The organism is Geodermatophilus sp. CPCC 206100 (genome assembly GCF_048569675.1).
Lineage (GTDB): Bacteria > Actinomycetota > Actinomycetes > Mycobacteriales > Geodermatophilaceae > Geodermatophilus.
The window spans coordinates 20,243-38,864 of sequence record NZ_JAQISV010000025.1 but is presented as its reverse complement, the minus strand read 5'-3'; the positions used below and the strand labels follow the sequence as shown (position 1 = coordinate 38,864).

At 75.9% G+C, this 18,622-nt stretch carries 22 protein-coding genes; 13 read left to right on the top strand and 9 right to left on the bottom strand.

What is annotated here, in order from left to right:
- Window positions 1-187 precede the first annotated feature (187 nt).
- Genes PGN05_RS13770 through PGN05_RS13755 form a run of 4 tightly spaced genes read left to right on the top strand, consistent with a single transcriptional unit; the run spans window position 188 to window position 2,962 of the window.
- Window positions 188-853: a phosphatidylserine decarboxylase gene (locus PGN05_RS13770; protein WP_419753116.1), complete on the top strand. Its 666-nt coding sequence runs from the start codon at window positions 188-190 to the stop codon at window positions 851-853.
- An 11-nt stretch (window positions 854-864) separates the two neighbouring features.
- The gene (gene pssA / locus PGN05_RS13765) at window positions 865-1,692 is read left to right on the top strand and encodes a CDP-diacylglycerol--serine O-phosphatidyltransferase (RefSeq protein WP_419753115.1); all 828 of its coding nucleotides are present in this window, start codon (window positions 865-867) and stop codon (window positions 1,690-1,692) included.
- Complete coding sequence (locus PGN05_RS13760; RefSeq protein ID WP_419753114.1) at window positions 1,689-2,183, top strand: N-acetyltransferase family protein; 495 nt, start codon at window positions 1,689-1,691, stop codon at window positions 2,181-2,183. Before pssA ends, PGN05_RS13760 begins: the two co-directional genes overlap by 4 nt.
- A complete protein-coding gene (locus PGN05_RS13755) occupies window positions 2,180-2,962 on the top strand; it encodes an HAD-IIA family hydrolase (RefSeq protein ID WP_419753113.1) in 783 nt (260 codons plus the stop codon). Before PGN05_RS13760 ends, PGN05_RS13755 begins: the two co-directional genes overlap by 4 nt.
- 5 nt (window positions 2,963-2,967) lie before the next feature.
- On the opposite strand, the gene PGN05_RS13750 is transcribed toward PGN05_RS13755, so the two are convergent.
- Window positions 2,968-3,450, bottom strand: a complete 483-nt coding sequence (locus tag PGN05_RS13750) for a hypothetical protein (RefSeq protein WP_419753112.1) — start codon at window positions 3,448-3,450, stop codon at window positions 2,968-2,970.
- A 135-nt stretch (window positions 3,451-3,585) separates the two neighbouring features.
- Here PGN05_RS13750 and PGN05_RS13745 point away from each other — a divergent pair, with 135 nt between their 5' ends.
- Both PGN05_RS13745 and PGN05_RS13740 read left to right on the top strand, forming a co-directional pair.
- The gene (locus tag PGN05_RS13745) at window positions 3,586-4,608 is read left to right on the top strand and encodes a diacylglycerol/lipid kinase family protein (protein ID WP_419753111.1); all 1,023 of its coding nucleotides are present in this window, start codon (window positions 3,586-3,588) and stop codon (window positions 4,606-4,608) included.
- Between the two features lie 344 nt (window positions 4,609-4,952).
- Window positions 4,953-5,204, top strand: a complete 252-nt coding sequence (locus PGN05_RS13740; protein WP_419753118.1) for a WhiB family transcriptional regulator — start codon at window positions 4,953-4,955, stop codon at window positions 5,202-5,204.
- Between the two features lie 102 nt (window positions 5,205-5,306).
- Here PGN05_RS13740 and PGN05_RS13735 read toward each other — a convergent pair whose 3' ends face one another.
- Complete coding sequence (locus tag PGN05_RS13735; protein WP_419753110.1) at window positions 5,307-6,791, bottom strand: sensor histidine kinase; 1,485 nt, start codon at window positions 6,789-6,791, stop codon at window positions 5,307-5,309.
- A 74-nt stretch (window positions 6,792-6,865) separates the two neighbouring features.
- On the opposite strand from PGN05_RS13735, the gene PGN05_RS13730 reads away from it, so the two are divergent.
- Window positions 6,866-7,390 carry a GNAT family N-acetyltransferase gene (locus PGN05_RS13730; protein ID WP_419753109.1) on the top strand — a complete coding sequence of 175 codons (525 nt, stop codon included), beginning with the start codon at window positions 6,866-6,868 and terminating at the stop codon, window positions 7,388-7,390.
- A gap of 15 nt (window positions 7,391-7,405) precedes the next feature.
- Here PGN05_RS13730 and PGN05_RS13725 read toward each other — a convergent pair whose 3' ends face one another.
- Window positions 7,406-7,627 (bottom strand): biotin/lipoyl-binding carrier protein, encoded by a 222-nt coding sequence (locus tag PGN05_RS13725; protein WP_419753108.1) that lies wholly within the window; start codon window positions 7,625-7,627, stop codon window positions 7,406-7,408.
- Between the two features lie 69 nt (window positions 7,628-7,696).
- A complete protein-coding gene (locus PGN05_RS13720) occupies window positions 7,697-8,746 on the bottom strand; it encodes a biotin carboxylase N-terminal domain-containing protein (RefSeq protein WP_419753107.1) in 1,050 nt (349 codons plus the stop codon).
- Between the two features lie 216 nt (window positions 8,747-8,962).
- Between PGN05_RS13720 and PGN05_RS13715 the strand changes: the two genes are divergently transcribed.
- Window positions 8,963-9,037 (top strand): 50S ribosomal protein bL37, encoded by a 75-nt coding sequence (locus PGN05_RS13715; protein WP_014377707.1) that lies wholly within the window; start codon window positions 8,963-8,965, stop codon window positions 9,035-9,037.
- Window positions 9,038-9,162: 125 nt separating this feature from the next.
- Here PGN05_RS13715 and rsrA read toward each other — a convergent pair whose 3' ends face one another.
- Together rsrA and PGN05_RS13705 are read right to left on the bottom strand one after the other, a co-directional pair.
- On the bottom strand, window positions 9,163-9,504 hold the full coding sequence (gene rsrA, locus PGN05_RS13710; RefSeq protein ID WP_419753106.1) for a mycothiol system anti-sigma-R factor: 342 nt from the start codon (window positions 9,502-9,504) through the stop codon (window positions 9,163-9,165).
- Complete coding sequence (locus tag PGN05_RS13705) at window positions 9,501-10,184, bottom strand: sigma-70 family RNA polymerase sigma factor (protein WP_419753105.1); 684 nt, start codon at window positions 10,182-10,184, stop codon at window positions 9,501-9,503. Before PGN05_RS13705 ends, rsrA begins: the two co-directional genes overlap by 4 nt.
- 250 nt (window positions 10,185-10,434) lie before the next feature.
- Between PGN05_RS13705 and ybaK the strand changes: the two genes are divergently transcribed.
- Window positions 10,435-10,908 carry a Cys-tRNA(Pro) deacylase gene (gene ybaK, locus PGN05_RS13700; protein WP_419753104.1) on the top strand — a complete coding sequence of 158 codons (474 nt, stop codon included), beginning with the start codon at window positions 10,435-10,437 and terminating at the stop codon, window positions 10,906-10,908.
- Window positions 10,909-11,013: 105 nt separating this feature from the next.
- Here ybaK and PGN05_RS13695 read toward each other — a convergent pair whose 3' ends face one another.
- Together PGN05_RS13695 and PGN05_RS13690 are read right to left on the bottom strand one after the other, a co-directional pair.
- The gene (locus tag PGN05_RS13695) at window positions 11,014-12,555 is read right to left on the bottom strand and encodes a fused MFS/spermidine synthase (protein ID WP_419753103.1); all 1,542 of its coding nucleotides are present in this window, start codon (window positions 12,553-12,555) and stop codon (window positions 11,014-11,016) included.
- A 1-nt stretch (window position 12,556) separates the two neighbouring features.
- Window positions 12,557-13,303: an SOS response-associated peptidase gene (locus PGN05_RS13690; RefSeq protein WP_419753102.1), complete on the bottom strand. Its 747-nt coding sequence runs from the start codon at window positions 13,301-13,303 to the stop codon at window positions 12,557-12,559.
- 175 nt (window positions 13,304-13,478) lie between these two features.
- Between PGN05_RS13690 and PGN05_RS13685 the strand changes: the two genes are divergently transcribed.
- From PGN05_RS13685 to rsgA, 4 genes are read left to right on the top strand one after another with little or no spacing between them, the layout of a single operon-like run.
- Window positions 13,479-14,942, top strand: a complete 1,464-nt coding sequence (locus PGN05_RS13685; protein ID WP_419753101.1) for an NAD-dependent succinate-semialdehyde dehydrogenase — start codon at window positions 13,479-13,481, stop codon at window positions 14,940-14,942.
- 55 nt (window positions 14,943-14,997) lie between these two features.
- Window positions 14,998-15,438, top strand: a complete 441-nt coding sequence (locus PGN05_RS13680; RefSeq protein ID WP_419753100.1) for a YdeI/OmpD-associated family protein — start codon at window positions 14,998-15,000, stop codon at window positions 15,436-15,438.
- A 23-nt stretch (window positions 15,439-15,461) separates the two neighbouring features.
- A complete protein-coding gene (gene aroA, locus PGN05_RS13675; RefSeq protein WP_419753099.1) occupies window positions 15,462-16,730 on the top strand; it encodes a 3-phosphoshikimate 1-carboxyvinyltransferase in 1,269 nt (422 codons plus the stop codon).
- A 43-nt stretch (window positions 16,731-16,773) separates the two neighbouring features.
- Window positions 16,774-17,790, top strand: a complete 1,017-nt coding sequence (gene rsgA / locus PGN05_RS13670; protein WP_419753098.1) for a ribosome small subunit-dependent GTPase A — start codon at window positions 16,774-16,776, stop codon at window positions 17,788-17,790.
- 57 nt (window positions 17,791-17,847) lie between these two features.
- Here rsgA and PGN05_RS13665 read toward each other — a convergent pair whose 3' ends face one another.
- On the bottom strand, window positions 17,848-18,585 hold the full coding sequence (locus PGN05_RS13665) for a hypothetical protein (protein ID WP_419753097.1): 738 nt from the start codon (window positions 18,583-18,585) through the stop codon (window positions 17,848-17,850).
- Window positions 18,586-18,622 lie beyond the last annotated feature (37 nt).

Below are 18,622 nucleotides of genomic sequence, written 5' to 3'. Positions count from 1 at the left end.
CCCCCCCCCCCCCCCCCCCCTCCGGGAGCGGGGGCGCGCGGCCCCCCGCCCCTGCGCCCCGGCGTCCCGGCGGGGTGGGCGGCGTCGCTCGCCCGCGGCCTGTGCCACCACCACCGTTCGTCGGCCGCCGTCCTCGACCGGCGACCGGTCGGTCCCGGCGAGTGCGTCCCGGTACCGTCTGACCACGATGCGCATCGATCCGGCCGGGTGGCCCTTCATCGCCGGGCCCCTGGCCCCGGCTGCCCTGCTCACCGCCGCCGGGCGGGCCTCCGGCCGGCGCGGGCTCCGGTTCGCCGCCTGGCCGCTGCTGGCCCTGGCGGCCTACATGACGCTGTTCTTCCGGGACCCCGACCGGCGCTGCGACGCCGAGCCGCCCGACCCCGACGACGTCGTCTCCCCCGCCGACGGTGTGGTCATGGTCGCCGGCGAGCCGCAGGAGGGCGTCGCGCCGGAGGGCGACTGGCAGCAGGTCAGCGTCTTCCTCTCCGTCGTCGACGTGCACGTCAACCGCTCGCCGTACCGCGGCGAGGTGGTCGAGAGCTCCTACCGCAAGGGCAGCTTCCTGGCTGCCTACCGCAAGGAGTCGGCGCACCGGAACGAGCGCAGCGAGATCCGGCTGCGCGACGGCGACCGCACGGTGGTCTTCCGGCAGATCGTCGGCGTGCTGGCCCGCCGCATCGTGACCCGCACCGGCATCGGCCGCCGGCTGGCCACCGGCGAGCGGATGGGCCTCATGAAGTTCGGCTCGCGGATGGACGTCTTCGTCCCGCCCGAGTGCACGATCACGGTCCGCGAGGGCCAGCGGGTGCGTGGCGGGGAGACCGTCATCGCCCGGTGGCCCGCGGCCGGCTGAGGAGACCTCCCATGCCCAGCTCCGCGTCCGGCGAGCGCCCTCCGCAGACCCGCCGCACCGCCACCGTCGAGTTCGTCCGGGGCTCGGTGCGCGGCACCCGCCGCCGGGCGCTGGCCACCCTCCCCAGCCTCTTCACCCTGGCCAACATGCTGTGCGGCTTCGCCGCCATCCTGGTGTCGATCCGGGGCCAGTACACGCTGGCCGCCGTCCTGGTCGGGCTGTCCGTGGTGTTCGACATCACCGACGGCGCGGTCGCCCGGCTGGTCGGCGCCGTGACCCCCTTCGGGCTGCAGTTCGACTCGCTCGCCGACCTGGTCTCCTTCGGGCTCGCCCCCGCCGTGCTCGCGTTCACCCTCTTCTCCGAGGGCCGCGACGAGTGGGACCCGCTGGGCTGGGTGGTCTGCTTCCTGTGGGTGGCGTGCGCGGCGATCCGGCTGGCCCGCTTCAACACCACGATCGACCCGACCGCCGACAAGCGGTACTTCATCGGCATGCCCAGCCCCGGCGCGGCCGGCGTCGTCCTCGCCTCGGTGTTCGCCTTCGGCGACCAGATGCAGGGCCGCGACCGGCTGTGGGTGCTGCTCATCGTCGCCGTCCCGGCGGTGCTCATGATCAGCACCGTCCGGTTCCGCTCGTTCCGGGCGCTGGTCAGCCCCAAGAGCGGCAAGCCCTTCGGGATCATCGCCGCCGCGGTGGCCATCGTCATCGGCTTCGCCGTCGCCCCGGTGGTCACCGGCTGCGTGCTGGCCTACGGCTACCTGCTGGCGCCGGTCCTCGTGCCGGCGCTGTCCCCCCTCGCCCGGCTGGTGCCGGCCCGCGTCAAGGAGCTGCTCACGTGAGCGTCCGGCCGATCCGTCCCGACGACGTCCCCGCCGTCGTCGGCCTGGTGCACGAGCTGGCCGAGTACGAGCGGGCCGCGCACGAGGTGCGGCTGACCGAGGAGCAGCTGACCACCGCGCTGTTCGGCGACTCCCCCGCGCTGTTCGGCCACGTCGCGGAGACCGGCGGCGAGGTCGTCGGCACGGCGCTGTGGTTCCTCAACTTCTCCACCTGGCGCGGCACCCACGGCATCTACCTCGAGGACCTCTACGTGCAGCCGCAGCACCGCGGCAGCGGCCTGGGCCGCGAGCTCCTGCGCACGCTGGCCGAGCTGTGCGTCGAGCGCGGCTACCACCGCCTCGAGTGGTCGGTGCTGGACTGGAACACCCCCTCCATCGACTTCTACCGGGCAGCCGGAGCCGTGCCGATGGACGACTGGACGGTCTTCCGGCTCACCGGCGACGCCCTGCCCGCCTTCGCCGCCGCCGCCGCGGCCGCGCGCCCGCGGTGAGCACCGAGCGCGGGCCGGCCGAGTGCTGGCTCACCGACATGGACGGCGTCCTGGTGCACGAGGGCCAGGCGCTGCCGGGTGCGGCCGACTTCCTGCAGCGCCTGGTCGAGCGCGAGCGCCGCTTCCTCGTGCTGACCAACAACTCGATCTTCACCCCGCGCGACCTCGCCGCCCGGCTGACCCGCTCCGGGCTGCACGTGCCCGAGACGGCCATCTGGACCTCCGCGCTGGCCACGGCCTCGTTCCTGTCCTCCCAGCTGCCCGGCGGCTCCGCGTACGTCATCGGCGAGGCCGGGCTGACGACGGCGCTGTACGAGGCCGGCTACACCCTCACCGACACCGATCCGGACTACGTCGTCCTCGGGGAGACCCGCACCTACTCCTTCGAGGCCATCACCCGGGCCATCCGCCTCGTGGGGCAGGGCGCGCGGTTCATCGCGACCAACCCCGACGTCACCGGCCCCTCCCCCGAGGGCCCGCTGCCGGCCACCGGCTCGGTCGCGGCGATGATCACCAAGGCCACGGGGGCGGAGCCGTACTTCGTCGGGAAGCCCAACCCGATGATGTTCCGCAGCGCCATGAACCGGATCGAGGCGCACTCGGAGACCACGGTGATGATCGGCGACCGGATGGACACCGACGTGGTCGCGGGCATCGAGGCGGGCCTGGAGACCATCCTCGTGCTGACCGGCTCGACCGCCGCGGCCGACGTCGCCCGCTTCCCGTTCCGGCCGGCGCGGGTCCTGGACTCGATCGCCGACGTCGTCGACCTGGTCTAGGCCGCTCAGCGGCGGTAGAACGCCAGCCGGGCCTCGGGCGTGGCCAGCAGGTACAGCTCCAGGGCGACGAGGACGAGGATCGGGATCCCGATCGCCGGGCGGCCGGCCTCGAACGCCGAGGTGTAGCCGAACAGCCCGAGCAGCAGCTGCAGCACGATGACCGGCCCCCGCGCCCAGCCCGAGAGGCGCCACAGGCCCACGGCGGCCGCGGCGAGGAGGACGGCGAAGAACGAGACGTACACGATCTCGGCGACCGCCCGCGGCACGCTGTCGGCGGTCGAGGTGAGCGTCAGGTACAGCAGCACCAGGGCGACCACCGTCAGTGCGGCGGACTCCACGGCGACGACCAGCGCGGCCCGCCGCACCGCCGCCGGCGCCTCCTCACGGGGCCGGGCGGGACGCGGCGCCGACGGCTCGGCCGCACCGCCGAGCAGCCGCTCGGACAGCCGTCGCTGCCGTGGCGGGCGGGCCGCCGGCTCCTCGGTCACGGCGGCGAGGGTACGCGCCGGGACCCCGGCTCCGGACCGTGGCGACTCCGCACGCGCCGGTCACGCCCGGCCCAGCCGCACCGCCCGTCCCGCGCCCCGACCGGCCCCGGCCGGGGCGCTGGCTAGCCTGAGTGCATGCGTGCGCTCGTGGTGGCCAACCCCGCGGCGACGACGACCACCCGGGCGGTGCGGGACGACGTCCTCGCCACCCTGGCCGGGAACCTCAAGGTGGACCTCGCCGAGACCGCGCACCGCGGGCACGGCAGCGATCTCGCCCGGCGGGCGCGCACCGAGGGGGTCGACGTCGTCGTCGCCCTCGGCGGCGACGGCACGGTCAACGAGGTGGTCAACGGCCTGCTCGCCGACGGGCCGGGGCCGGACGTCCCGGTCCTCGCGGTCGTGCCCGGTGGGTCCACGAACGTCTTCTCCCGCGCCGTCGGCCTCTCGCGGGACCCGCTGACGGCGACGACGGAGATCCTCGACGCGCTCCGCGACGGCCGCACCCGCCGGGTCGCGCTGGGCCGGGCCAGCGCGCGCGGGGCCACGACCCGCAGCGCGCACGTCGCCGAGCCGGCGCGGGCGCAGGCCGCCGCCGACGCCGGGGCGCGGGCCCATCCGGGGTGGACCGAACCGCGGTGGTTCGCGTTCTCCGCCGGCCTCGGCTTCGACGCCGACGTCATCGGCCGGGTCGAGGCGCACCGGGCCCGCGGACGGCGCTCGACCGGGGCCCTCTACGTGCGGGAGGCGACCGCCGCGTTCGTCCTGGGGCGGGAGCGCCGGGACCCGGCGATGACCCTGGAGCTGCCCGGGGAGCCGCCGCTGGACGGCCTGTTCCTGTGCCTGGTCTCCAACGTCTCGCCGTGGACCTACCTGCGTGCCCGCCCGGTCAACCCCAGCCCGGAGGCGTCGTTCGACACCGGGCTGGACGTCTTCGCGATGGGCCGCATGGGCGTGCTGCGGATGCTGCACCACGTGCGGCAGGTCCTCGCCCGCCGTCCCGACGCCCGGGGGCGCGGGGTGCACCGGCGGCACGACCTGGCCTCCCTCACCCTCACCGCCTCCCGGCCCCAGGGCTGGCAGGTGGACGGGGACCACCTGGGGACGGCGACGGGGCTGCAGGTGACCAGCGTCCCGGCCGCCCTCCGCGTGGTGGGCTGAGGCCCCTCCGCGAGGGAACCGGGCGTTCTCGCACACCGTCTCCCACCTGCGGCTTTCCCACACCGCGACGGGATTGTCAACGCCCCGGGCCGATCGGGAGCCGAGTCGAGTGGCGCACCTAGCACGCCCGTGGTGAGGTTGCTCACGAGGGGTCGACCGAAGCCCTCGATCCGCTTGACAGGCATCCTCGCCGTGAAAACATCGCGGGAGGAAAGCAACCTGTCGGTAACAAATGCACGAAGTCGCTGTGCCATGGCGCTGGCCACCACGTGCCGGCCTGCGGAGCGGTCCGAGGCCGGCGACTGATGCACGACACCGTAGACGACATCGAGGAGAACACCGCCATGGACTGGCGCCACCGCGCGCTCTGCCGGGACGAGGACCCGGAGCTGTTCTTCCCCATCGGGACGACCGGCCCCGCCCTCGTGCAGATCGAGCAGGCCAAGGGTGTGTGCCGGCGCTGCCCCGTCGTGGAGTCCTGTCTGGACTGGGCCCTGCGCTCGGGTCAGGACTCCGGCGTCTGGGGCGGGCTGTCCGAGGACGAGAGGCGCGCGCTCAAGCGGCGCCAGGCTCGCACTCGGGTGCACACCGCCTGAGCTCACGCCGGTACCGGGCAGCCCGCCCGGCACCGCCGCACCGAACAGCCGCGAGGCCGGCCCCGGGATCCCGGGACCGGCCTCGCGGCTGTCCTGCGTGCCTCACCGGCGCAGCCGCCCCGCGCCGGGGAGGGTGAGGACCACCTCCGTGCCGGGGCTCCCGTCCGCGGGCTCGCCCATGCTCAGGCTGCCGCCCAGCTCGCTGGTGACCAGCGTGCGCACGATCTGCAGGCCGAGGCCCTCGCTCGCGGCCGGATCGAAGTCGGCCGGCAGGCCGCGGCCGTTGTCCCGCACCCGCACGACCAGGTCGTCGCCGTCGCGCTCGGCGACCAGCTCGATGGACCCGGGGCTGCCGTCGGGGAAGGCGTGCTCGGCGGCGTTGTGCAGGAGCTCGGTCACCGCGAGCACCAGCGGCGTGGCCGCGACCGCCGGCAGCTCGCCGAACTGGCCGACCCGGCGCGTCCGCGCGGCCGGGCCCACCGAGGTCAGGTCGCCGAGCATCGGGAGCACCTGGTCGAGGACCGCGTCGACCTCCACGACGTCCTCGCGGCTGCCGGCCAGCGTCTCGTGCACCAGGGCGATCGAGGCGACCCGCCGCACCGACTCCTCGAGCGCGGCCCGCGCCGCGGGCTCGGTCATCCGCCGGGCCTGCAGCCGGAGCAGGGCGGCCACGGTCTGCAGGTTGTTCTTCACCCGGTGGTGGATCTCCCGGATGGTGGCGTCCTTGGTGAGCAGCGCCCGGTCCCGCCGCCGGACGTCGGTGACGTCGCGGACCAGCACCAGCGCGCCGGCCTCGCTGCCCGGGGCCCGCAGCGGCAGCGCCCGCACCAGCATCGTGCCGCCCAGCGCCTCGACGTCCATCGGGTCGGGGAACCGGCCGGCCAGCGCCGACCGGATGCCCGCCGCGACCGCCTCGCCGGCCACCCGGTCGGCCGCCGCGTCGCGGGTCAGCGGGGCCAGGTCGGCGCCGACGACGTCCCCGGTCACCCCCATGCGGCGGTAGGCCGACAGGGCGTTGGGGCTGGCGTAGACGGCGCGGCCGCCGGCGTCCAGCCGGACCAGGCCGTCCCCGACCCGCGGGCTCAGCTCGGCGTCCAGGACCTTCTGCGGCGGGAAGGTGCCGGCCGAGACCATGAGGCAGAGGTCGGCGGCGATGTCGAGGTAGGTCAGCTCGAGGGTGGACGGTGACCGCGTGACCGCCAGGTTGGTGTCGCGGGCGAGGACGGCCACCACCACGCCGTCGTGCCGCACGGGGATCACCTCGCGGCGGCGCGGAGCGGCTCCGGACCAGTCCGGCTCCCCCTCGGTGACCGGGCGCCCCTCGCGGTGGGCCACCTCGAAGGGCTCGGCCGTCGGCCGCTCCACCTCCGCGCCGACGAGGTCCTCGGGCTGGCTGGTGGGCGCGGTCAGCGGCCGCACCTGGGCCACGCACCACCACGCACCGCTGGACAGCGGGACCCACAGGGTGAGGTCGGCGAAGGAGAGGTCGGCCAGCAACTGCCAGTCGGCGACGAGCCGCCGGGCGTGGTCGACCTGCGCGGGTGCGGACGCCGCCCCCCGGGTCAGGCGTTCGGAGAGGCTGCTCATGGTGACCCCGAGCGTAGAGAGCGACCACCCCGGGCCCCGCGGACCCGGCAGGAGGCCCGCCTAGGCTGCCGGGCGTGGTCTCCCCCGCCGGTGCGCCGGCCCTCCCCCGAGAGCCGGCCGTGTCGGTCGGACCGGCCCGCCCCGAGGACTTCCCCCGGATCGCCGAGCTGACGGTCTCGGTCTACGTCGGCGGCGGGCTCGCGTCCCCGGAGTACGGCACCCAGCTGGCCGACGTCGCGGGGCGGGCGGCGCGGGCGCAGCTGCTGGTCGCCCGGGACGCGGACGGGCGGGTCGTGGGCAGCGTGGCCCTCGTGCTGGGCGGCGACTTCGGCGAGGTGCTCGAGTCCGACGACGAGGCGGCGTTCCGCATGCTCGCCGTCGACCCCGCCGTCCAGGGCCGGGGCGTCGGCGCCCGGCTGGTGCGCACCTGCCTGGACCGCGCGCGGGCCGCCGGCAAGCGGCGCATGGTGCTGTCGACCGACCCGCGGATGACGGCGGCGCACCGGCTCTACGCCCGGCTGGGCTTCACCCGGCTGCCCGAGCGGGACTGGTCGCCGGTGCCCGGCGTCGACCTGCTCGTCTACGCGCTGGAGCTGTAGGCGGCGCCGGCGGCCTCAGCCGACGACGGTGGCGATGAGGTCGCCCTCCTGCAGCACCTCGCCCTCCACGACGAGCAGCTCGCGGACGGTGCCGTCGCGCTCGGTGAGGACGGGGATCTCCATCTTCATCGACTCGAGGACCACCAGGGTGTCCCCCGCCGAGACCTCGCTGCCCGGCTCGACGAGCACCTTCCACACGCTGGAGACCATCTCCGCGTGGATCTCCTCGACCGCCACCGGCACCTCCCCTGAGCTGCGTCCATCCTGGCACGGTGCCCCGCCGCGCCGTCCCGGGACGGCGGGGGCTCAGCCGCCCGGTGCCGGGTTGCCGGAGGCCAGCCGCTGCAGGACGGCGCACACCTCGGGCCCGTCGTGCGGCACACCGACGTCCGGGAGCCCGGCGAGGGCCTCGCTGGCGGCGCGGGCGGCCGTCGCGGTGTCGGGGCCGGCGGCGCTCACCGTGGCCAGCAGGGCGTCGTACCAGCCGTCCAGCCGGTCCCCCGGGTCGTAGCCGCTGACCGCCACCACCTCGACCCCCGAGGTGGCGTCCTGACGCCACCCCGACTCCGGCAGCCGGCCGGTGACCCGGCCGGCCGTGCCCGGCGGCAGCGTGGAGCGCAGCTGGACCGCGACGGCCTTCCGCCCGGCCCGGTCGGGGCCGCTGTCGACGGCCGCGGGCCGGCCCCCTCCGGCGCTGCGCAGCGCCAGCTCGACGGCGTCGACGCCGTGAGCCCGCTCCAGGACGGCCAGGTCGAGGGAGAAGCCGGCGGCCACCTCGGCCAGCTCGCCGTCGGGCGAGATGCCGACGGTCACCAGGCCGCGCCAGCCGATCTCCGACAGCCGCTTGGCCGCCGGCGGCAGCTCCACCGGCTCCTCGGGGGTCCAGGACACCCGGGCGATGCCCGCGGCCCGGTCGCGGGAGACCGGCGTCGTGTAGCGGAGCCCGGCGTCGGTGACCCAGGCGAGGAAACCGCGCTCGCTGGCCGGCTCGACCCCGTCACCGCCGACCCGCTCCAGCACGGCGGCGGACGGGCCCACCCAGGTGAGCCCCGCGGCGACCACCGCACCGGCCAGGCGGGCGTTGCCGGCCAGCGCCGGCGGCACCGGCAGGACGGCGGCCACCCCGCTGCGCCGCGCCGCCTCCACCACCCGGTCGACGGCGAGGTAGGACTCGGCCGCCGGTGCCGGGCCGAGCAGCACGGCGTCGTCGGCGAGGCGGACGTGGCGGGCGGACCGCTCGGCCTCCGAGTGGACGGCGACGGCCTTGACCCCCAGGCGCGAGCACGCCGCCACCGCCGCGCACGCCGCCGGGCCACGCCCCGCCACGAGCACGCTCTCGATCCCGACCTGTGGCACCGTGCCGGCCCTCCCGGAGTCCGTTCCCGACGGTCCCAGCCTGACCCGTCGTCCGGCTCCTCCGCCACCGGCGGGGTGTCGTGCGCGCTCGTGAGAGGCTGGAGGCGTCAGCTTGACGGGTCGGTCGGTGCCGCGCACACGCAGGTACCGCAGCACCCGGAGGGATCCAGGGGCCCGGCACCGGGCCGCAGCAGCGACGAGGGAAGGAGGGCAGCGATGTCCAAGCGTGGACGCAAGCGGCGCTCCCGCAAGGGGAACAAGGCCAACCACGGCAAGCGCCCCAACGCGTGAGAGAGGACCCCGTCCTCCCCACCCGGCGCAGGCTCGGGGCGGGACCCGGGACGGGGTCTCACGCGCAGAGGCCCAGGACCCCGGCCGGGGTCCTGGGCCTCTTCCGTTCAGGCGGCGGTGCTCCCTCAGCCGAGGGGGCGCTCCTGCGTCCGCTCCAGGGTCACGCGCTCGACGCTGACCTGGGTGCCGTCCTCGTCGAAGGAGACGGTGGTCAGCTGGACCTTGATCCGGTCGCGCAGCCCGGGCGGCGGGGCGTCCCCACCGCAGCGGCGGCGGACCAGCGCCTTGAACTCCTGCTCGATGCCGAACTGGCGCAGGCAGGGCGAGCAGTCCTCGAGGTGCTCGGCGATCAGGTCGCGCCGGGCGTCGTCGGTCTCGTGGTCGAGGAACTCGAAGACGTGGGAGAGCACGTCGTCGCAGGAGTGGATCTCGATCGGCTCGCCGGCCCCGCGGTCGTCGTCGGTCACGAGCGGCTCGCCTCCTCCCCGGCCCCGGCGCGGACGAAGCCGCGCTCGCGTGCGTAGTCGGCCAGCAACTTCTGCAGCCCGCGGCGACCGCGGTGCAGGCGGGACATCACCGTGCCGATGGGCGTGCCCATGATCTCGGCGATCTCCTTGTACGCGAAGCCCTCGACGTCGGCGAGGTAGACCGCCAGCCGGAAGTCCTCCGGCAGTTGCTGCAGGGCCTCCTTGATGTCGGAGTCCGGCAGGTGGTCCAGCGCCTCGATCTCGGCCGAGCGCAGCCCGCTGGAGCTGTGCTCCTCGGCGGCGTACAGCTGCCAGTCCTGCACCTGGTCGGTGGGGTACTGCTGCGGCTGCCGCTGCTTCTTGCGGTAGCTGTTGATGTAGGTGTTGGTCAGGATCCGGTACAGCCAGGCCTTGAGGTTGGTGCCCTCGGCGAACTGGTGGAACGCGGAGTAGGCCTTGACGAACGTCTCCTGGACGAGGTCCTCGGCGTCGGCGGGGTTGCGGGTCATCCGCAGCGCGGCCGGATAGAGCTGGTCGAGGAACGGGAGCGCGTCGCGCTCGAACCGGGCGTCGCGCTCGGCGCGCGTCTCGGCCAGCTCGGTCCGGCTGCCGCCGGCGCGCGCCTCGGGGACCTCCACCGGGGCGTTCTCGGGGTTCAGGTCCGCGGACTCCTCAGGCACCGACCGTCCTCTCTGCGGCCCCCGGAGGCGGGGCACCGCCTCGGACGATCCTAGCCGCGGGGCGTCGGGGCGGCCCGGCGGACGCCGGTGCACGGCCCGTGGGCGGGCGCTGGAGGCGAGGGTGCTGCTCACGGCCTGTCCAACCGTCGCGGCGTGGGCGCCCATTCCCTGTGTGACGGGCGGCCCCCTCCAGGGCAGCGCCCCGAGCCGGCGAGGGGTGGGGCGGAGGGGGTCCCTAGACTGCCGCGCCGTGGCGGCGACCCCGGCGGTGCGGGCCCTGGAGAAGGCCCGCGTGCACCACACCCTGCACCCCTACGACCCCGAGCACCCGGCCGACCAGGGCCACGGCGAGGCCGCGGTGGCCGCGCTGGGCGCCGACCCCCGGCAGGTGTTCAAGACGCTGGTGACCCGCGTGGACGGCGCGCTCACCGTCGCCGTCGTCCCGGTCAGCGGCAGCCTGGACCTCAAGGCGCTCGCGGCCGCGGCGGGTGGGCGCAAGGCCGGGATGGCCGAGCCCGCCGACGCCGAGCGGACGACCGGCTACGTGCTGGGCGGCATCAGCCCGCTGGGCCAGCGCAAGCCCCTGCCCACGGTGGTCGACGACTCGGCACTGGACTTCGACACGGTGCTGGTGAGCGCCGGGCGGCGCGGGCTGCAGGTGGAGCTGTCCCCGGCCGACCTGGTGCGGCTGACCCGGGCCCGCACCGCCCCCATCGCGCGATAGCCGGCGTCGGTTCCCGCGGACCGCCACGTCGGTTTCCGCGGAAACCGCCGGGGTTGCCGCGTCGGTTTCCGTGGAAACCGCCGGGTCTGCCGCGACGGCTCGAGGTCAGGAACCGGGGGCGGCGTACGGGGTGAGCAGCTGGTCGACCGGGGCGTGGTCGTCGGTGAGCACCTCGGCGTCCCCGACGAAGGCGTCCAGCGCCGCGCCGTCCACCACCTGCCACGGCAGCTCGTGCCCGCCCAGCGCCGCGCCGATCGCGTCGGTCGGCAGGGGCCGCCGCGAGGCCACCGCGACGACGTTGCCGCCGTCGTCCCCGGCCACGACCGCGGTCCGCGCCACCAGCGCCACGTGCGGGAAGACGGCGCGCAACGTCGCCAGCTCCGCCCGCACGAAGCCCATCGGCGGGTGGTCGATGAGGTTGGCGGCGTAGACGCCGTCGTCGGTGAGCGCCCGGTCGACCAGCTCCAGCGCCTCGACGGTGGTCAGCTGCCAGGGCACCGACAGGCCCCCGAAGGCGTCCCCCACCACCAGGTCGCGCGCGCCCGGCGTCTCGGCGGCCAGGCCCACGCGGGCGTCCACGACCCGCACCCGCAGGTCGGCGGACTCGGCCAGCCCCAGCTGCTCGCGGTCCATCGCCACGACCCCGGGGTCGACCTCCAGCACCAGGCTGGAGGTCCCGGGGCGCACCTCGGCCAGGTAGCGGGGCACCGTGGCCCCGCCGCCGCCGAGGTGCAGCGCTGACAGCGGCTCCCCCGCCGGGGCCGCGGCGTCGCTCACCGCCGCGATCGCCCGCACGTACTCGAACTCCAGGTACGTGGGGTCGGCGAGGTCGACGTAGGAGTGCCGCAGGGTGTCCAGCTGGAGCACCCGGCCGGTCTCCCGCTCCGGGTCGGCCACCACCCGGGCGCAGTGGTAGGCGGTCTCGGCCTCGCAGGGCGTCGGCGCGACCGCCGCCAGCAGGGACCCGGCCAGTGCGAGCACGAACAGCCCGAGCGGCACCCGGCCGGCACCGCCCCCGGCCCGCCGGCGCAGCAGCAGCCCCACGGCTCCCCCGGCCAGCACAGTCACCACCCCGGTGCCGACGAGGATGCCGCTGGTCGGGAAGACGGCGATGAGCAGGAACCCGGTGACGAAGGTGGCGGCGATCCCGCCGAGGGTGCCGATGCCCGAGAGCCGGCCGACGACCGAGCCGGTCTCGGCCAGGCTGGCCAGCTGCAGCTTCACCACCATCGGCGGCACCGCCGAGAGCAGCGCCGCCGGGACGACGACGGCGACCGCGGCCAGCAGCAGCACGCTGCCGGCGTCCGCGCCGGTCAGCCAGGAGCCGGCGAACCGCACCAGCGGCAGCACGGCGACCACCAGCGCACCGCCGGCGACCATGAGCGGCGCGATCAGCCGCCGGGGGTCGGTGCGGTCGGCCACCGCGCCGCCGCACCACGCCCCCACCGCGATGGCGGCCAGGGCGAACCCGATGACGGCGGTGTTGGTCTGCAGCGTGATGCCGACGTAGGGCGCGATCAGCCGCAGCCCGGCGATCTCCAGCACCAGCACGGCGCCGGAGCTCAGGAACGTGACGACGGCGGCCACCCAGTCCGGCAGCGCGCCGGAGCGGGTGGCTGGCTCGACCGCCTCCTCGGTGCCGGCCACCTCAGAAGAGCGCGGGCTGGTCGGCCGGCGGGCTGACCGACTCGGCCCGCGCCTCGAGCTCGGGGCCGTTGTTCTTGACGTTGTTCACCGCGGTGCCCACCGGGCGCAGCTCCAGCCGCTCCACCAGGTCGGGCGGCGTGGGCTCGGTGAGCGCGTCGACGTCCTCGCGCGCCGGGTCCAGCCAGTCGGCCCAGCGCTCCCGGGGCAGCACGAGGGGCATGCGCTCGTGGACCTCGGTGAGCGCGCCGACCGCGGGCGCGGTGACCACGGTGCAGGTGTAGAGGCGGTCCTCGCCCTTCCCCCACACCTCCCACAGCCCGGCGAAGGCGAGCACGGACCCGTCCTCGGGGGTGATGAAGTAGGGCTGCTTGCCCGGGGAGTCCAGCCGCTTGGCCCACTCGTACCAGCCGTCGGCGGGCACCAGGCAGCGCCGCGACCGGGCCGCCGCCCGGAACGCGGGCTTGTCGGTCAGCGACTCGACGCGGGCGTTGAGCATGCGGTTGCCCACCGAGACGTCCTTGGCCCACGAGGGCACCAGGCCCCAGCGGACGGCGCGCAGCTCGCGGTGGCCACCTCCGGTGGGGCTCCCCTCGGCGTCGCGCTCCTTCTTGTGCCGCACGACGTAGACGTCCTTCGTCGGGGCCACGTTGTAGTCGGCCGGCAGCGCCGGCTGCCCGTCGGCGCGCACCGCCTCGAACTCCAGGACGAGGTCCTCGGGACGGCGGCTGGCGGCATAGCGGCCACACACGGTGCGTGCTCCCTCCCCGGGCGGGCGCGGGTCCGCCGGGACGACGGCCGGCGACCCGACGGTCGCGAGCCTAGATCCGTCTTCCGTCCGGCGCGGGCACCCGCGCGTGCCCGCACGGCCCAGGGGTAGTCCAGGGGTCGGACAGGAATCGAGACGCGACGGAGGACACAGGCCCGTGACCACCACCCAGAGTGCCCCGGCCGGCAAGACCGCGAGCGACGCCGGCGACCGGCCCTACGCCACGGTCAACCCGGCCACCGGACAGACCGAGGAGGAGTTCCCCTTCCTCGACAGCAGCGCGGTGGACGGCGTCGTCGAGGAGGCGCACGCGGCGTTCCTCGAGTGGCGCCGCCGCCCGGTGGAGGAGCGCGCCGCCGTCGTGCGGCGCATCGGCGAGCTCATGGTCGAGCGCCGCGACGACCTCGCCGCGCTGATCACGAAGGAGATGGGCAAGCCGGTCCGCGAGGCGGCCGGCGAGGCGATGCTGGTGTCCAGCATCTTCGCCTACTACGCCGACAACGGCCCGCGGTTCCTCGCACCCAAGCCGATCGACGTCATGGACGGCGAGGCGGTCGTCGTCAACGAGCCGGTCGGGGTCGTCCTGGCGATCGAGCCGTGGAACTTCCCGCTCTACCAGGTGGCCCGCGTGGCCGCGCCGAACCTGGTGCTGGGCAACGCCATCCTGCTCAAGCACGCCGAGAACAACCCGCAGACGGCGCTCGCGCTGGAGCGGCTGTTCCTCGACGCCGGCGTCCCCGAGGGCGTCTACACCAACCTGTTCCTGCGCATCTCCGACGTCGAGCGGGTCATCGCGCACCCGCACGTGCAGGGCGTCACGCTGACCGGCAGCGACCGGGCCGGCAGCGCGGTGGCGTCGCTGGCCGGCAAGCACCTCAAGAAGTCGGTGCTCGAGCTCGGCGGCAGCGACCCGTTCATCGTCCTCGACGCCCCCGAGGTGCAGCAGACGGTCAAGGCCGCGGCGATGTCGCGGACCATGAACGCCGGCCAGGCCTGCATCGCGGCCAAGCGGTTCATCGTCATGGACGAGGTCTACGACGAGTTCGTCGCCGGGCTCGCCGAGGTCTTCCAGGGCCTGCAGCCGGGTGATCCGACCGACCCCTCCACCCGCCTGGGCCCGCTGTCCTCGGAGCGCGCGGCGGCCGACCTCACCGCGCAGGTGCAGGACGCCGTCGACAAGGGCGCGACGGTGCTGGCCGGCGGCGGCCGTCCCGACCGCGAGGGCGCCTACGTGGACGCGACCCTGCTGGCCGACGTGACGCCGGAGATGCGCGCCTACCGCGAGGAGCTGTTCGGCCCGGTCGGCGTCGTCCACCGCGTCTCCAGCGAGGAGGAGGCGGTGCGCCTGGCCAACGACACCCCCTACGGGCTGTCGGCGACGGTCTTCAGCAGCGACGTCGAGCGGGCCCGCGCGGTGGCCGACCAGGTCGAGTCCGGCATGGTCTGGATCAACTCGCCGTCGGGCACGTCGGCGGAGCTGCCCTTCGGCGGCGTCAAGCGCTCGGGCTACGGCCGCGAGCTGTCGGAGCTGGGCATGTTCGAGTTCGCCAACCGCCGGCTGGTGCGCACCGCCGGCGCGAAGAAGGAGGCCAAGCCGGCCGACGCCGCGGCCGCCGGCTGACCCGTTCGGCGCCCGGGTCCTGTCGCGGCAGGGCCCGGGCTGCCAGGCTCCGGCCATGAGGTTCACGACCACGGTCGAGCTGGGCGGGAAGTCGGCGACCGGGATGGAGGTGCCGGCCCAGGTGGTCGAGGCGCTCGGGTCCGGCAAGCGGCCGGCCGTGACGGTCACCGTGGGCGGGCACACCTACCGGAGCACGGTCGCCCCGATGGGCGGGCGGTTCCTGCTGCCGCTGGCGGCCGAGCACCGCGCCGCGGCCGGGGTCACCGCCGGCGACACCGTCGAGGTCGACGTCGAGCTGGACACCGCGCCGCGGGTGGTCGAGGTCCCGTCCGACCTCGCCACGGCGCTGGACGCCGAGCCCGAGGCGCGGCGCCGCTTCGACGCCCTCTCCTACAGCCACCAGCGGCGGCACGTGCTCGCTGTCGAGGGGGCCAAGGCGGCCGCCACCCGCGAGCGCCGGGTGGCCTCGGCCGTCGCCACGCTGCTGGAGGGATGAGCCCGCAGGGCAGACTGACCGCCGTGACCCCGGTCTGGACCCCGCCGCACACCGCGACCCCGGTGGACGCCGTGGTGGCCCTGCCCGGGTCCAAGTCGCTGACCGCCCGAGCGCTGGTGCTGGCCGCCCTGGCCGACGGTCCGAGCCGGCTGGTGCGCCCGCTGCGGGCCCGCGACACCGACCTGATGGCCGCGGCGCTGCGGGCGCTGGGCGCGGGCGTCGAGGAGGACGCCGGCGACTGGCTGGTGACCCCCGGGCCGCTGCGCGGGCCGGCCGAGGTCGACGCCGGCCTGGCCGGGACCGTGCTGCGGTTCCTGCCGCCGGTCGCCGCGCTGGCCACCGGCCCGGTCCGGCTGGACGGCGACCCGCGGCTGCGCGAGCGCCCCAACGCCGGGCTGGTCGCGGCGCTGCGCGACCTCGGCGTCGAGGTGGAGGACGGCGGCCGCGGGCGGGCGCCGTTCACCGTGCACGGCACCGGCCGGGTCCGTGGTGGCGCGGTCACCGTGGACGCGAGCGAGTCCTCTCAGATCGTGTCAGGACTCCTGCTGACCGCCGCCCGCTTCGAGGAGGGCCTGGACCTGGCGCTGGCCGGCGGGGTGCCGTCGATGCCGCACGTGGAGATGACCGTCGAGGCGCTGCGCCGGCGCGGCGTCGGCGTGGTCGCCACCGACCGGGGCTGGCGGGTCTCCCCCGGCCCGATCACCGCCCGGGACGAGCTGCTGGAGCCCGACCTCTCGAACGCTGCGCCGTTCCTCGCGGCGGCCCTGGTGACCGGCGGGCGGGTCACCGTCCGCGACTGGCCGGAGGCGACCACCCAGCCCGGTGGCCGGCTGGGCGAGCTGCTCGGGCGGATGGGCGCGTCCGTGGCGCGCACCGAGGAGGGCCTGCGGGTGACCGGCACCGGCGCCGTCCGGCCGCTCGTGGCCGACCTCGGCGAGGTCGGCGAGCTGACCCCTGTGCTGGCGGCGCTCTGCGCCCTGGCCGACGGGCGCTCGACGCTGACCGGCATCGGCCACCTGCGCGGTCACGAGACCGACCGGCTGCAGGCCCTCGACGAGGTGCTCACCGCGGTCGGCGCGACGGTGCAGCAGCTGCCCGACGGGCTGGTGATCGACCCCGGCCCGCCGCGGCCGGCCCGGCTGGACTCCTACGCCGACCACCGCATGGTGCACGCCGCCGCCGTCCTCGGCCTGGCGGTCGACGGGGTCGAGGTGACCGACCCCGGCGCCGTGAGCAAGACGCTGCCGGACTTCCCCGAGCGGTGGGCCGCGATGCTGGGAGCCGGGCACTGAGAGCGCCGGCGGCCCAGGAGCGGCACGAGCCCGGGGACGAGCCATGAGCCGGCGCCACGACTCGCGCTCGGACGAGGACGACATCCGGGTCCGGCCGAACCGACGGGGATCCCGGCCGCGCACCCGGACCCGGCCCAGCCACGACGACGCCGTCCCCGGGCTGGTGGTCGCGGTCGACCGGGGCCGGATGACGGTGCGCATCCCCGGCCCGGACGGCGCACCGGTCGAGGTCACCGCCATGCGGGCTCGGGAGCTCGGCCGGCACGGCGTGGTCGTCGGCGACCGGGTGCGGCTGGTCGGCGACTCCAGCGGCCGGCCCGACACCCTGGCCCGCATCGTGGTCATCGAGGACCGCACCACCTCCCTGCGGCGCACCGCGGACGACACCGACCCCACCGAGCGGGTGGTCGTGGCCAACGCCGACCAGCTCGTCGTCGTCACGTCGGTGACCGACCCCGACCCGGCGCTGGGCTTCCTCGACCGCTGCCTGGTGGCCGCCTACGCCGGCGGGCTGGAACCGCTGCTCTGCCTCACCAAGACCGACCTGGCCAGCCCACAGCCGCTGCTCGACCGCTACGCGGGGCTGGAGGTGGACGCCGTCCCGATGTCGCGGGAGGCGCCGCTGGAGGACCTGCTGGGCCGCCTGACCGACCGGATGAGCGTCCTGGTCGGCCAGTCCGGCGTGGGCAAGTCGACCCTGGTCAACCGGCTGGTGCCCGACGCCTTCCGCGCCACCGGGGAGGTCACCAAGGTCGGCAAGGGCCGGCACACGTCGTCCTCGGCGGTCCTGCTCGACCTGCCGGGCGGCGGCATGGTCATCGACACCCCCGGCATCCGCTCCTTCGGGCTGGCGCACGTCACCAGCGAGGACGTGGTGGCGGCGTTCGACGACGTCGCCGAGGCCGCCGTCGACTGCCCGCCCGGGTGCGGGCACACCGCCGAGGACCCCGACTGCACGCTGGACGCCTGGGCCGACGCCGGCCCCCCGGCCCGCCGCGAGCGCCTGGAGAGCCTGCGCCGGCTGCTGGACGCGGTCGGGCAGCTCGGCCCCGGCTACTGAGAGGACCTCCCTGCCCCCCGCTCGCAGGCTCGCGGCGGGACCCTGCAGGGAGGCCGACTACACCCGGCCCGGCCGCGCCGGACCCGGCTGCCGGCCCCGGGCCGGACGGCGCGGCTCCACGAAGAGCGCGTCGTCCATGGGCTCGTCCACGCCCTCGATCCGCAGCACGTGCCCGGTGCCGACCCACGTGCCGTCCAGCGCCTCGGTCCACACGCAGACGCCGGTCTGCCGGTCGAGCCGCACCAGGAACTCCGTCGGGTACTCGGCATCGGCGAAGGAGTCCGCGCCCCACTCGTAGCGGTCAACGAGTCGCGAGCGCAGCAGCGAGCAGCAGCCGCAGCGCGGTTCGTACAGCGGCGTCGGCCGGACGACGGCCTCCCACGCCGGGCGTCCACCGTGCTCGATCTCGACGACGCCGTCGACGGCGAGCCCCGGCCCCGCGCGCTCGCCCGTCTCGGGGTCCCGGCCGTCGGCGAGCTCGACCGGGTCGAGCACCGCGATCCAGGAGTAGCTCTGGTACATCGGCGCGTCGTGGGAGACGCCGTCCGGCCGCTCCGCGACGAGGCCGTCGGGACGCCGCCCGGGAGCCGGGCCGCCGGCCGGCTGCGGCTGCTCCCGGACGATCTGCAGCAGCTGCCCGTCCAGGCTCTCCACGCGGACGACGTCCGGCCGGCGCAGCCAGGCCCGCACCGGACCCAGGCCGTGCTCCCCGCGCCAGCGGACGGTGAACCGCAGCGTCGACCACAGCCACGGCGAGGACCGGGCGAGCGCGCGGAAGTCGTCGGCGTCGGGCACGCGGGCAGTGTGGACGCCGGTCGCGCGGCGGGCCACC

What these genes read in the sequence shown, in the direction of transcription:
- PGN05_RS13770 (WP_419753116.1), top strand. Translation starts at nt 188, where the DNA reads ATGCGCATCGATCCGGCCGGGTGGCCCTTCATCGCCGGGCCCCTGGCC.
- pssA (WP_419753115.1), top strand. Translation starts at nt 865, where the DNA reads ATGCCCAGCTCCGCGTCCGGCGAGCGCCCTCCGCAGACCCGCCGCACC.
- PGN05_RS13745 (WP_419753111.1), top strand. Translation starts at nt 3,586, where the DNA reads ATGCGTGCGCTCGTGGTGGCCAACCCCGCGGCGACGACGACCACCCGG.
- PGN05_RS13740 (WP_419753118.1), top strand. Translation starts at nt 4,953, where the DNA reads ATGGACTGGCGCCACCGCGCGCTCTGCCGGGACGAGGACCCGGAGCTG.
- PGN05_RS13735 (WP_419753110.1), bottom strand. Translation starts at nt 6,791, where the DNA reads ATGAGCAGCCTCTCCGAACGCCTGACCCGGGGGGCGGCGTCCGCACCC.
- PGN05_RS13680 (WP_419753100.1), top strand. Translation starts at nt 14,998, where the DNA reads ATGAGGTTCACGACCACGGTCGAGCTGGGCGGGAAGTCGGCGACCGGG.
- rsgA (WP_419753098.1), top strand. Translation starts at nt 16,774, where the DNA reads ATGAGCCGGCGCCACGACTCGCGCTCGGACGAGGACGACATCCGGGTC.